The 12,965-nt window shown below is 31.5% G+C and carries 15 protein-coding genes; 6 read left to right on the plus strand and 9 right to left on the minus strand.

Annotated elements, in window-relative coordinates:
• Positions 1-91 precede the first annotated feature (91 nt).
• A complete protein-coding gene (locus tag V1468_RS06145) occupies positions 92-697 on the minus strand; it encodes an alpha-ketoglutarate-dependent dioxygenase AlkB family protein (protein ID WP_331809362.1) in 606 nt (201 codons plus the stop codon).
• Positions 698-729: 32 nt separating this feature from the next.
• Here V1468_RS06145 and V1468_RS06150 point away from each other — a divergent pair, with 32 nt between their 5' ends.
• Complete coding sequence (locus tag V1468_RS06150; protein WP_331809363.1) at positions 730-1,410, plus strand: M15 family metallopeptidase; 681 nt, start codon at positions 730-732, stop codon at positions 1,408-1,410.
• Between the two features lie 5 nt (positions 1,411-1,415).
• Here V1468_RS06150 and V1468_RS06155 read toward each other — a convergent pair whose 3' ends face one another.
• From V1468_RS06155 to V1468_RS06170, 4 genes are all read right to left on the minus strand, one after another.
• Positions 1,416-2,960: a rhomboid family intramembrane serine protease gene (locus tag V1468_RS06155; protein ID WP_331809364.1), complete on the minus strand. Its 1,545-nt coding sequence runs from the start codon at positions 2,958-2,960 to the stop codon at positions 1,416-1,418.
• A gap of 7 nt (positions 2,961-2,967) precedes the next feature.
• The gene (locus tag V1468_RS06160) at positions 2,968-3,324 is read right to left on the minus strand and encodes a DoxX family protein (RefSeq protein ID WP_331809365.1); all 357 of its coding nucleotides are present in this window, start codon (positions 3,322-3,324) and stop codon (positions 2,968-2,970) included.
• The gene (locus tag V1468_RS06165) at positions 3,317-4,303 is read right to left on the minus strand and encodes a peptidase associated/transthyretin-like domain-containing protein (protein WP_331809366.1); all 987 of its coding nucleotides are present in this window, start codon (positions 4,301-4,303) and stop codon (positions 3,317-3,319) included. Before V1468_RS06165 ends, V1468_RS06160 begins: the two co-directional genes overlap by 8 nt.
• A gap of 122 nt (positions 4,304-4,425) precedes the next feature.
• Positions 4,426-4,770, minus strand: coding sequence for a DUF6249 domain-containing protein (locus tag V1468_RS06170; RefSeq protein ID WP_331809367.1), 345 nt, complete (start codon positions 4,768-4,770; stop codon positions 4,426-4,428).
• Between the two features lie 167 nt (positions 4,771-4,937).
• Here V1468_RS06170 and V1468_RS06175 point away from each other — a divergent pair, with 167 nt between their 5' ends.
• Both V1468_RS06175 and V1468_RS06180 read left to right on the plus strand, forming a co-directional pair.
• Entirely contained in the window at positions 4,938-5,504 is a 567-nt protein-coding gene (locus tag V1468_RS06175) for an RNA polymerase sigma factor (protein ID WP_331809368.1), read from the plus strand.
• A 3-nt stretch (positions 5,505-5,507) separates the two neighbouring features.
• Complete coding sequence (locus V1468_RS06180) at positions 5,508-5,912, plus strand: hypothetical protein (protein WP_331809369.1); 405 nt, start codon at positions 5,508-5,510, stop codon at positions 5,910-5,912.
• On the opposite strand, the gene V1468_RS06185 is transcribed toward V1468_RS06180, so the two are convergent.
• The gene (locus tag V1468_RS06185) at positions 5,909-7,225 is read right to left on the minus strand and encodes a hypothetical protein (RefSeq protein WP_331809370.1); all 1,317 of its coding nucleotides are present in this window, start codon (positions 7,223-7,225) and stop codon (positions 5,909-5,911) included. The two genes, V1468_RS06180 and V1468_RS06185, sit on opposite strands and share 4 nt — an antisense overlap.
• A gap of 127 nt (positions 7,226-7,352) precedes the next feature.
• Here V1468_RS06185 and V1468_RS06190 point away from each other — a divergent pair, with 127 nt between their 5' ends.
• From V1468_RS06190 to V1468_RS06200, 3 genes are read left to right on the plus strand one after another with little or no spacing between them, the layout of a single operon-like run.
• The gene (locus V1468_RS06190) at positions 7,353-7,901 is read left to right on the plus strand and encodes an RNA polymerase sigma factor (protein ID WP_331809371.1); all 549 of its coding nucleotides are present in this window, start codon (positions 7,353-7,355) and stop codon (positions 7,899-7,901) included.
• Positions 7,885-8,397, plus strand: coding sequence for a hypothetical protein (locus V1468_RS06195; protein ID WP_331809372.1), 513 nt, complete (start codon positions 7,885-7,887; stop codon positions 8,395-8,397). Before V1468_RS06190 ends, V1468_RS06195 begins: the two co-directional genes overlap by 17 nt.
• Positions 8,381-9,541 (plus strand): hypothetical protein, encoded by a 1,161-nt coding sequence (locus V1468_RS06200; RefSeq protein ID WP_331809373.1) that lies wholly within the window; start codon positions 8,381-8,383, stop codon positions 9,539-9,541. The genes V1468_RS06195 and V1468_RS06200 overlap by 17 nt, the downstream gene beginning before the upstream one ends.
• 226 nt (positions 9,542-9,767) lie before the next feature.
• Here V1468_RS06200 and V1468_RS06205 read toward each other — a convergent pair whose 3' ends face one another.
• From V1468_RS06205 to V1468_RS06215, 3 genes are all read right to left on the minus strand, one after another.
• Positions 9,768-11,003 (minus strand): DEAD/DEAH box helicase, encoded by a 1,236-nt coding sequence (locus tag V1468_RS06205; protein WP_331809374.1) that lies wholly within the window; start codon positions 11,001-11,003, stop codon positions 9,768-9,770.
• A 144-nt stretch (positions 11,004-11,147) separates the two neighbouring features.
• Positions 11,148-12,104, minus strand: a complete 957-nt coding sequence (rlmF, locus tag V1468_RS06210) for a 23S rRNA (adenine(1618)-N(6))-methyltransferase RlmF (protein WP_331809375.1) — start codon at positions 12,102-12,104, stop codon at positions 11,148-11,150.
• Positions 12,105-12,307: 203 nt separating this feature from the next.
• Positions 12,308-12,883, minus strand: a complete 576-nt coding sequence (locus V1468_RS06215; RefSeq protein ID WP_331809376.1) for a Crp/Fnr family transcriptional regulator — start codon at positions 12,881-12,883, stop codon at positions 12,308-12,310.
• Between the last annotated feature and the right edge of the window lie 82 nt (positions 12,884-12,965).

A 12,965-nucleotide genomic window follows, 5' to 3' on the forward strand; every position in this document is an offset into this window, starting at 1 on the left:
ATGTTATGTTGACTTAGAGACCCTAAATCTACTATCATAATAAAAAAGCAAATTAGAAAAACCGGGTTTGAGGGAACCCGGTTTTTTATTTTTATAAGGTTACCAATTTTCTGAAGGTAAGATTTATTCTAGGTTCAATGTTCCTTTTTGTTTTTGCAATCTGATGCAGCCAATAGTGTTGCATTTCGCCTTTCATTAGTAGTAAACTACCGTGTGCTAAAATGAGTTTATGTCGTTCACTCTTAATAGTTCTATGTTTAAAGTGAAATGGTCGTTCTTCACCAAAACTCACTGAAGCAATAATAGGGTTTATACCTAATTCTTTTTCGTTATCTGCGTGCCAACCGTTACTGTCACTACCATCACGATACAAATTGATTAACAACGTATTGAATTTTTCATCTGAGAATTTTTCAACCTTAGATTTAATATCTAATAGGTCTTCAGTAAAAGCTTCAGGATGCATAGTTATGTTAGAGTAACTGTAGGTTTGGTTTGTTTCTCCAAAAAGTGCTGTTAATCTAGGCTGTTTATACGTTTTTCCAAAAACTGTAATATCATCGTGTTGCCAGTTGGTTTGGTCTTTTATAATTCTAAAATAGTTGCTTGCTTCCTGAGTATTGAAAAAATCTGGTACATAGATAAGCTCTGCATTGGGTAAAATAAAATGTTGTTTCTCTTCAGAAAACAAGTCCATAGCATAATTTTTCTCTAAATTAGTGCATCGTCATGAAAAATAAAATTCTCATATCAATAATTGCTTTGGGTCTTTTGTGCTTTGGTTTTTACCAGAAACAAGAGTTACCAGAAGGGTTTGTGTACGTTAAGTCTGTAGTACCAGATCTGGATGTAGAGTTAAAATATTACACCACAAACAACTTTGTAGGTGATACTATTGATGGATATAATTCTAATAAACTTATACTTACCAGAGCTGCTGCTGAAAAGCTAAAGTTAGTACAAGATGAGTTGCAAGAACAGAATTTGTGCTTATTAGTTCATGATGGTTACAGACCACAGCGTGCTGTTAATCATTTTGTGCGTTGGGCAAGAGTTTTGAATGATACTCTGAATAAGTCTGTTTTTTATCCAAATGTAAAAAAACGAAATTTATTCAAGGCTGGTTACATTGCTTCAAAGTCTGGACATAGCAGAGGCAGTACTATAGATCTTACGGTTATAGATGGCAATACAGGTAAACCCTTAGATATGGGAAGTCCTTTTGATTTTTTTGGTGAACAGTCTTGGGTAGACTATCCTAATATTACAGAGCAACAGAAAAAGAATCGTCAGATACTACAACGTGTAATGTTAAAACACAATTTTAGAAATTATCCTAAAGAGTGGTGGCATTTTACCTTGCGTTGGGAACCTTTCCCAAAGACTTATTTTGATTTTGAGGTGGAGTAGGTGATTTAGTCAATTCGTTCTTTGATTGATTCAGGATCTAAAAAGTAAATTACTAATCCAAGTATAGCTCCAGATATTAATCCACCTATGTGTGCTGCATTATCAATTGAACCAGCTAAACCTGTTAATAGACTTATACCAACATAAATACCAAGCATATTAAATATGCTTTTTTTACTTTCGGATGACATTGCGTTAGTTAAAAGTAAACCTAAAAGAGCTCCAAAAACTCCAAAAATAGCACCAGAAGCTCCAATGCTTACTGTATTATCGTGCCACCAAATACTTGTTATACTCGCGCAAATTCCTGAGAGTAAATAAATAGCAAGAAATTTTATTTTTCCAAATACAGGTTCAATAAATATGGAACCTAAAACTAAACCAAAAATATTAAGAACAATATGCATTAAGCCAGCATGTATGAACATGCTTGTAAATAATCTCCACCATTCGCCATTTAAGACTTCAAACCTTCTGTTACCACCAAAATCTAATAACTCAGTAGCTGATGGAGACAGAATACTTATTCCAGAGAAAACCATAATTAGAAAAACCAAGAGGTTTAAAATAATGATAATAGAGGTTATGTAATGACTGTCTCTTGGTATAAGAAATTGAAGCATCTCTATCAATTCATCAGACTTAGGCTTTATACCTTTCAGTTGTCTTTGATGTACTAATCTGTTATATCCAGGAAATATTAAAGTAAAAAGAAATATTAGAAAACCAATACCAAATGCTCCAAAAATCCATGCCAATGTTGTGCTATTATCATCAGAGTAAGTTCCTCTTTTGGGTTCAATAATTATTAATTCTTCAGGAATATAAGAATCCGTAGTTTCTATAGCTTCCAAGAAGGCATCTTTATCAGTAGAAACTTGCAGAACTTCATAATATGAGGCCTCCAGATAGTTATGAGTTTTGAAGCTTTTTATAGATGTTTTATAAAAAGACCTAAAACGTTGTTCTTTCTCATGTTCACTAAGATTATTGCTTATTTGTAAGTGATATTTTTTTCCATACCAGTATTTTAATGCTACATCTGTCTTCAGAGGATAAACAAAAAAGAGATCGATATTAAAGTATTGACCATATTTCCCACTTACATCAAATTTTCTTTCAACACCAAATAGACTTTTATTTAACTGAAAGTCTTCTACGGAAATATATCTTCCCTCTTTCAGATTTTCTATGGATGATAAGGCTTCGAATTTTGCAGTTGATTCTGTTAAGTAATGATTAGAAATACTTAGCATAGCAAACATTGTTAACCAAACAATAAACTGATGACCAACGCTATCTCTGTTTTGCTTTTTAAATTTTAGTATTCTTAACTTTGGTCTTAGCCAAATGGTTATAGGTATCCAAGGCAATATTATCGGAATCCAAAACTTGTAGTATTCCTCCTTAATGATTAATAAACTAAAGTTTATTGAAAACAACCACCTAAAAGCCAAAGCTATGGCTAGTGTTCCAAACACAACTATAAAGTAAGTTGGCAGGATATATTTGAGCTTTAAGGAATAATTTTTAAGAAAATTTTTATTCATGCACAGTTTAACTCAAATAAATCCAAGCCCAATACATTAAGAAAAATTGTAGTGGAATTCTTAAAATTAATATCCATTTTGGGATGCCTGCGGAAGCTTTTTCACCAGATAGCATATAAAAATGAACTAACAGAAATACAACTAGCATTGCTATGATACCATAAATGGCAAAAGCTTTGGTTTCTGAGAATAGCAAAGCTGCTCCTAAAACAATTTCGGCAATACCACTCAGTAGCACAAGAAATTTGTGGTTTGGTAAGTATCTTGGCATAATACGCATATACATTTTGGGTTTTACAAAGTGCATAAGGCCTGCCAAAATATACATGCCAGCCATAATGTATAGTCCAATTGGGTTATTCATCTTTAAATGTTTTATAGGTTATACCAATGCCGTAATTAAAAAGATTTTTGTCGAGTAAGCTAGATTTAAAACCGTTGCCTTCTTCAAACTTCACCCAATTATTACCACTTATAAATATGCGTTTTATGTAGGTGTTTTTACTCTCAATTTCATCAGTAAATGGTAAAAGTGGTCTAAAATTAGTTGGGATTTTTACTATACCGTTTTTAGTTTTAATTTCCTTGTACTTTTTGTTTGGCAAAAGTTTTCCTTCTTTATCGGTGTAGCCCATCACTTGAATAGATACAAAAAAACCATTTTTAGGAATGTAAATATCATAGTCTTCTACATTGAGTTCATAGGCATCTCCATTTTTTTCTGTTGCTCTAAAAACAATGGTTTCATAAGTGAGTACATTACCAGGTTTGCCATTGTCATTGGCATAAAATTGTACTTTAAATAAGGTTGAAAATTTCTTTTTATCGCTATTGACACGTTTTCGCTTGTTCCAATCTTTAGACTCTAAAGCAATAGGAAATGTAACACTGGTAAGCTTTTGATCTTGCTCTGAAGATTTAGAAAAATATACTGCAATCTCAGATTCTATAGTTGGTAGCCAACAGTTGTAATAATCATCATCGAGATAAGGTTTTAAAGTTTCTTCTTTAAATTTTCGATTAAGATTAGTGCTAAGCACTACTTCATCTAAAGCATCTGCTTGAGGCTGTAATAATAATTGGTTGGGTAAATTTTCTGCAGCAATGTTGAGGTTTTTAAAACCAATGGCCGATATATGTAGCGAGTCTACATCTGGATATAGTTTTTTTGTAAAATAAAACACACCATCATCATCTGCAAAAATGCCTTGACCATTACCAAAAGATATGGTTGCATAGCTAACAGGTGATTGCGAAATGCTATCTAAGACTTTGATTTGAGAAAAGCTTACGTAGCATCCTAAAACGATAGAAAATAAGGTTATATAAAACTTGGAACTCATAGATTATAAAGATGCTGAAATAAATTCAGCATGACAAATAATTAAATGAATTGTATAAAAAAACGCTTCCTCCATATAAATAGGAAGAAGCGTTTGCTTTTTTAGTTGATTAGACTTTTTTATTATTCGTCTAAAGCTTTTTTTGTTTGTGTGTAGCCTACATAAAGTCCTAGTCCAGCCATTATAAAGGTAATTGCAGGATAGATTACATCATCATCTAAATTCGTTGTACTCTCTAGTACATTGGCAATAAAAAGTCCTAACCCAATACCCATAAGTAGAAAAGCAATGTTGATAACAACCACTTTCCAGGCTGAGCCAGAGCGTTTACCAATATTAAAGATACTGGCATCTGCTCCTTTTTCTATAAGTGCAAGACGCTCTTTGTTTCTGGTAGAAAAGTATAAGTATACCATTCCAAAAATTGCAGCAAAAAGACTAATTGGTATTAATATTTCTTCGTCCATAATGTTTGTTTTTTAATTGATGCGTAAAAAAGCATCGATAAATGATTAATTTTAATTGATTCTTAGCTTATGACGACAAGCTAAACTTTTAGGTTACACTTTTTATTAAAAATTTTTTTTCAATCTAATTGTAACCTAATGAAACAAACCGTCGTCTTAACTTAAAAATGACCACCAACGACGAAAACATATTAATTGCAGCTATTAAAAATGGCGATACTAAGGCTTATGCGCAATTAGTAGATCGTTATAAGGACTTGGTGTATACATTAGCATTGCGCATGTTGAAGCATAGAGAAGAAGCAGAAGAGGTAGCGCAAGATACGTTTATAAAGGTGTTTAAATCTTTAGATAACTTTAAAGGAGATTCAAAATTCTCTACATGGATTTACAGAGTAGCTTATAATACCTGTTTAGATACTATTAAGAAGAACAAAAAGCATCTAAATAATGTTGCTATAGATGAGTCTACTTTTAATAAATTAGATACTATCGATAATGCTTTAGACAACATTATTAAAGAGGAAAAAAGCGATTTAATAAAGAAATGTATCAATAAATTACCAGAAGATAGTAGTGCTATTTTAACGTTATTTTATTTTGAAGAATTATCTTTAGATGAAATATCAAAAATTATAAATATTGAAGGCAATACGGTTAAAGTGAAGCTTTTTAGAGCCAGAAAAAAGTTAGCCGTAATTTTAGAACAGTATTTTCAACCCAAAACAGCTTGAAAGATGGAAAATGAAGATAAAAGAATAGAGGATTTAATCAATAAGTTGATGGCTAATGATAGTTTAGAAACTGCTCCAACAAATTTTACTGAAGGAGTAATGTCTAAAATTGAAGCACTTTCAGAAACTAAAACAATTGCTTATAAACCACTAATTCCTAAATATGTTTGGTGGTTGTTAGGTTTGGGTTTTGTGGCCTTAATTGTCAATATTGTTTTAAATAAATCTAGTGATTCTTCAAGCCTTACAGACCGTTATAATTTACCAGATGTATCGTTTGATTTACTCAATAATTTATCTGTAGATTTTTCAAATACTTTAATGTATGCAACGGTATTGTTAGCTGTAATGATTGCCATACAAATTCCGTTATTAAAGCAGTATTTTAATCAAAAATTATCGTATTAATCTGGGTAGTACCAAAACGGAATTGTAGCATAAACCACCCTTTGTGTGTCTTTTTCTCTAATTCGTTTTCTTATTACTCTTAAGATATGTTTGCCTTCATTAAGGTTTTTAATACCAATGTAATTTTCAAAACCTTTTTGCCTTTTACTGCTTTTGCTCAGTACAAACTCACTGTCATGGTAAGTTGTGTCAATTTTTATGGTAAAAACGTCATTAAGTGTTTTGATATAGGCTGATCTGATACTGTCTCTTTTTCTCCAAGAAATGTTATTTGATATTACAATATCAGTATCCAAACCTCTCATGTCCTTTTCTGGTTTTAAACTTTTATTGTAAGAAAAGATATAGTCATCAATATCATCATCAAAGACCAAAAAAACCTTTAAAAAGGTATTAGTAACTACTTTAGACGAAATGGCTACTTCATCAATAAAATCATCATCTTCTAATAAGTCTTCATAATGTCGATTGTCTGTAATATTACTGCTAGAGTATAAGTCTATATTAAAGTAGTTAGATGTATTATACCTCACACTTGTGCCAACCAAGATTAAAATATAAATAGGAACAAGGGAAAGACTAATGCGTCTCCCGAATTTATTGTCTAAAAAGTTATAAACCAAAGGACGATATAAAAACGCTAAGGTGATTCTGCTATATATCCAGTAGATGGGAAAGTAAATTTTGCTTATCCATTTCTTTTTTTTGAGCCACCCTTGAGTAACAAAATCTATAAAGGTGAATAGCATACCTAGCACTATAAAAATTAGAAGCGGTACACCAATCCATAAACCAAGTGTTTCATTAATTGTATCATTATCTAGAAATAATTTTACGACTAAAACAATAGATAAAATTGTAAACGTAAAGGCTAGGACATAAAAAATTAAAAGAAATGAAATTGCAAAGATTACACTACAATAGTTCTCTAACCTTGCAATATATCTGTCAAAAGAGCCAACTTTCTTTTTTAGATACCTTGTAAATTTTGGGCTGTATTTTAATTCTTCATAATCAATATCACCAGAAACATATCGCAATCCCAAAGCACCAATCCAAAGTCCTCGTAAAACAACATGAAGTAGTAAGTTGAAAATTAAAATAGCACAAGAAACCAAAGCAACGGATAATATAATCCATGAATAGATTTTACCATCATTCTGTGCAGCCTTTACTGCAATATTTATATGAGGAAATGCCGTAAACAAACCAAATATGGCAAAACCAGAAATAAGTAACTCTAATTGCCAGCTTTCTTCCTGTAATTTTTGAAGCAATTTTTTAAACGCAGGATTGTTATAATCTTGACTCATGGCTCTTTAGTTGGTGTTATTTAAGTCTAAAGTTAATTATATTCAATTAATTTTTACTTTTTTGATTAAAATTTGAAACCCTTATCATTTTTCTTCGTTTTTAAATACAAAGACGCTAACTAACTAAATGCAAAAGCAAACAGAATCCTTAATTAAAGCCTGTAAAAAAGGCAATCAAATTGCACAGATGCAACTATACGATACGTATTGCAATGCTATGTTTACAGTGGCTAGTCGGTATCTTAATAATGAAGAAGATGCAAAAGACGCTATGCAAGAAGGATTTTTAAAAGCATTTATAAACCTAAATAATTACAAACCAGAAGCAACGTTTGGAGCGTGGTTAAAGCGTATTGTAATCAATCAATGTTTAGATGTTTTAAAGAAAAGGCAAATTGAATTTTTTGATGTTGAAGTTTCAGAACTACAAATAACCAATGAAGACGATTGGAATTTTAATATCAATGTCAGTAAAAAAGACATTCTCAATGCCATTGAGCAACTCAACGAAAAGCACAAAATAGTGATAAAGCTTTATCTCATAGAAGGGTACGATCATGCAGAAATTTCAGAGATATTAGAGATTCCGATAAAAACCTCTAGAACGCACTTAAGACGTGGCAAACTAAAATTACAAGAATTCTTAAAGCCTAAGTATAATGAAGCAAGATATTAGAAATTTATTTAAGGAGGAAGAGGACTTAAAAACACTTCCAGATAATCATAGAGCTGAGTTTTTGGATAAGTTAAATAAACAAAAACAATCTAAAAATAAAAGATATACATGGATAGGAGCTGTAGCTGTAGTAGTTGTAGCGCTAACCATTGGTTTTGCATTATTCACTAAACAACCAACAGAAAATATTTCGCCATTTATAGCGCAAGTCGAAGCAGTAGAAGCTGAGTATTTAGAAGAAATAAAAACCGAGTGGCAAAATTTTATAGCCTTAGCAGATGATGAGGTTTTGGTAGCGCGTTTCAAGAAAAAACTAGATGAGTTAGATGCAGATTATAAGAATATTTCAATTCAATTTAGAGCCAATCCTAATAATATTGAAATCGTAGAACTCTTAATAGATAATCTGCAAACACGATCTCAGATACTTAAAGATATCCAAGAACACATTAAAATTTTAAATCAAAATAACGAACAGTATGAAAAATCAATTTAAAGTATTACTATTGATGCTCATCACATCAGCAATAGGTAACACACAAGTAAATGAAATTTTCAAGAAAAGCTATGATACAACAGATTTAGCGTCTGTTTACCTCCATCTGAATGGCACGTATGTAGAGTTTTCAGAATCAGAAGATGATAAAGTACATTTTGATTACACATTAGAATTTGAAAACTATTCAAAAAAGGAGGTAGAAAGTAAACTTAACGAGATTAAAATCGAAGCAATAATAAAAGATGGTGTTTTGGAATTTAAAACAAGTGGTAGTGAAGCAAAGAATGATGTGTCTTATAGTCTTGAGGCACTTTATGGAATTGAGTTTGAAGGTGATTTTATAAATTTCAAGGAAAAATCTAACCGAGTCTTTAGAAAGTCTAAGCAGTATTTTTTGGACATAAACAGTAGCTCAAGAGGGAAGAGCCTAAAAGAGTATTTAAAGAATTTACGAGAAGTAGATAAGAAAGGAAACAAGAAAAAAATCAACACCAAAAATGTAAAGATTTTAAGAACAAAGTTTTCTATAAAATTACCCTCAGAAATTAAGCTTCGAGTAATGGCAGAAAATTCTAACCTAATTTTTAAGAATGATATAAATAACCAACTGATTGTTAATGCCAGAACTACAAAATTGAAGTTTCAGAATATTCAAAACCCATTCAATGTTTTTGATGTAGTAAATGGAAGTTTTAGAGCAAATTTTTTAGAAGGAGGAAATTATAAATTTACACATGTTGATGAGGTACAAGTAGCACAGTTAAAAAAAGTAGATGTTGATACCGAGTTTAGCAATATTAAAGTTGGTGAAATAGCTGAAAAGGTTAGGATAGTAGATTTTAATAGTAAGTTTTGGTTCCATAATTTTTCTCAAAACTTCAGAGAATTCCAGATGGCATCAGATTATTCTGAAATCAATTTGTTTTTTCCTGAAAAATCAGAATACTTCATCGAAACGTATGGCTACAATACAGTGCATTATTGGGCTAAACTAATCACGGAGATTCCTCCAAGCAGAAAAAAAGAGCATTCTAAAATGATGGTTATTGGTGAGGAAGACAATCCTAACCAAATAAAAATTCATGTTACAAACGGTATTATTCGTTTTGGTGAAGATTTTATTGACTTTGGTGAGGATTAAGTCTATTAAGTTTATAACTTAAAAAAAGAGGTTGTCTGAAAAGTATGAGAATCTGTCATTCTGAATTTATTTCAGAATCTCAATAAGCTGATCTTTAAATTGTTTTAGAATCTGAAACGAGTTCAGATTGACAAAACATTAACTTTTTAGAAAGCCTCTTTGTCTATTATCTAATTTCTAACGTCTAACGTCTAACGTCTAACGTCTAATTTCTAAAGTCTCATAATCAATACCAGCGTTTCTTCTTTTTCTTAGAGGCTTCACTTTTACGTCCCTTTTTGTATTTGCTACCTTTCTTTTTGTGTACAGTAGGTTTTGCATTTGGGTCTAAAGGATAAGGATGTTCCTTTTCAACAGGAATCTGAACATTGATATAGTTTTCAATAGTTTTTATATAGTTTTTTTCATCGGCAGAACACATAGAGTATGCATTACCAATATTACCAGCTCTACCAGTTCTACCAATACGATGTACGTAGGTTTCGGCTTGGTTTGGCATGTCAAAATTAAAGACATTATCTAGCTCATTAATATCAATACCACGAGCAGCAACATCTGTAGCAATTAAAATTTTTACATAACCATTTTTAAACTTATTAAGTGCAGTTTGTCTATCGCTTTGGTTTTTGTCACCATGAATACTGTCTACACGATAGCCTTTTTCTAATAAGCGTTCTTCGAGCTTTTTTACACCAAATTTGGTGCGTCTAAATATGATGACGTTACCTTTTATGGTATTTCTAAGCAGATGCAAACACAATTCTATTTTTCTGCGTTTTGGGACGTAATATAAGACCTGACTCACATCTTGGGCTACAGATTGCGTTGGAGTGACATCAATTCTTTTAGGATTTTTTAAAATAGAATTTGCAAGCTCTTCTATTTTGTAAGGAATCGTAGCAGAAAATAATAAGGTCTGTTTTTCCTCAGGGCAAAGCCGTTCTATTTTTTTTACATCATCAATAAAGCCCATAGCCAACATTAAATCAGCTTCATCTAAGACCAAAGTTTCAACCTTATCTAAGTTGATATAATCTTGTTTGTGTAAGTCTAAAAGACGACCAGGAGTTGCAATTAAAATATCGACCCCTTTTTTTAAAACATCAACCTGAGGTTCAATAGATGTGCCACCAAAAATGGTAAACGATCTTAGGTTAGAAAACTTAGCATAAGTTTTAAAATTTTGATGTATTTGAGATGCTAATTCTCTGGTAGGACTTATGATTAATGCTTTAATTTTTTTACCACGTTTAGGTGCATCTTGCTTGTCAAATAATTGTTGCAAAATAGGTAGCGCATAAGCAGCTGTTTTTCCTGTTCCTGTTTGGGCAGATACAATAACATCTTTGCCTTCTAAAATTAGAGGAATAGCACGCTCTTGCACCAAAGTAGGTTCGGTATAACCAGTAGCTTCAACAGCTTTTTGAAGCGGTTTTATAAGTTTTAGGTCTTTAAATGACATGTATTTAATTTAAATTTTTTGTCTTTCCTGCGTAGGCAGGAATCCATAAACCAATAACAAAAAAGTGGATTCCGCATCACACTTCGACTGCGCTCAATGAGACAGTGCGGAATGACAATAAAGAAACAAAGGTAGAATAAAATTTTACCAACGGTTTTTTGCCCACTGTTTTTGTTCGTGTTCCGTTAAAAATGTCCAAGCTATAAAACGACTTGTTTTTTGACCTTGTCCCATTTCTATAGTTTTTATAGCAGTTGCTTCAACATTTTCAAGGATTTTATATGTAGGTTTTAAAGTAGCTTCTTTAGATACTAATGCTGTAAACCACAAACATTGTTGACTAAATTTTCTACTTTCAAAAATCATATCTTTTATAAAACGAGCTTCACCACCTTTGGTCCACAATTCGTTATGTTGGCCACCAAAATTCAATTTGGTTTTACCTTTAGTTTTTCCTTTGAGGTTTTTAAGCTTTCGTAAATTTGCTTTTTCAGCCGCTTCTTTTGAGGCATGAAAAGGAGGATTGCAAATGCTAAAGTCTATTTTTTCATCTTCAGAAAGTATACCATTAAAAAACGCTTTGCGTTGTTTTTGAAGTCTAAGTTCTATGTAAGAAGAAAGATTTGAATTTTGATTAACAATTTGTTTAGCAGATTTTATAGCATTTTCGCTAACGTCAGAAGCAATAAATGACCAACCGTATTCTTGATGTCCAATAATTGGGTAAATACAATTAGCACCTACGCCAATATCTAGACCTTTTATGTTTGCACCTTTTGGGATTTCTGAAAAGCTCTCAGCAAGTAAATCGGCTATGTAATGTATGTAATCAGCTCTACCAGGAATTGGTGGACATAGATAGTGTTTCGGGATTTCCCAGAAATTAATATCATAATGGTGTTTTAATAAAGCTTTGTTTAGTGTTAAAACCGCATCAGGATTAAAAAAATCGACAGAGTCATCGCCATATTTATTTTTAGAAACGTATTGCGATAGCTCAGGTAAACTCTTAATAAGTTTAGAAAAATCATAACGTGTGTTATGCTTATTTCTTGGGTGCAGTCGCGATTTTATTTTCGAAATGTCGTTCTCTGGTTTCAATTTTAATTCTATTTTATAACAAATATAAATGAAACGATATAGAATCTTCAAGCTATGAATGTGATAAAAAAAAGCGCATGTCTATTAAACTTGCGCTTTTTGGCTATTAATCCTTAGGGATTACTTAAATCGTTGTTAGGGACTGTAAAATTATACTTATTAGCGCAATAAAAAATTGATGTATGTTAATAAATGTGTGATTATCACATTTCTTTTCTAATTCTGCTAAGGCTTTCTGTAGTAATGCCTAGAAATGATGCGATGTGGTAATTTTTTAGATACTTTTCTATGTCTGGGTATGTAATTAAAAAATCTATATAACGTTCTTTAGCAGATTTGGAAAAACTTGCTAAAATCCGCTTTTGAAAAGCAGCAAAAGCGCGCTCTAATTTTTTTCTGATAAAACGATCTATCTTTGGGATTTGATGATATAAATATTCTTTATTTTTTCTATTGATACCATAGATGATAGAGTCCTTAAGCGCTTCAACAGTAAGTATTGCTTTTTCTCCAGAAAAAAAAGCTGTAAAGTCACTCATCCACCAATCCTGTATTCCAAATTGAATTGTATATTCTTTTCCTAGTTGGTCTGTATGAAACGCTCTTAAACAACCATCTAAAATATAGTATTGAGAATCTACATGGTCACCAGGATGAATGAGAATCTCACCTTTTTTAATACTAACTTTATGAAAAAGAGATTCTATAAGCTTTATTTCTTCATCTGTAAAAACAAGCTCTTTAAAAATAGTTTTAATTATAGAGTTATCAGATTTCACCTTTGATTTGATAAATAGTTGAATGAAATTAAATAAAACATAATTTAAACTAAGTTAAATTCGATATTGGTTAATAAAAGAA

The organism is Winogradskyella poriferorum, from assembly GCF_036553625.1.
Lineage (GTDB): Bacteria > Bacteroidota > Bacteroidia > Flavobacteriales > Flavobacteriaceae > Winogradskyella > Winogradskyella poriferorum.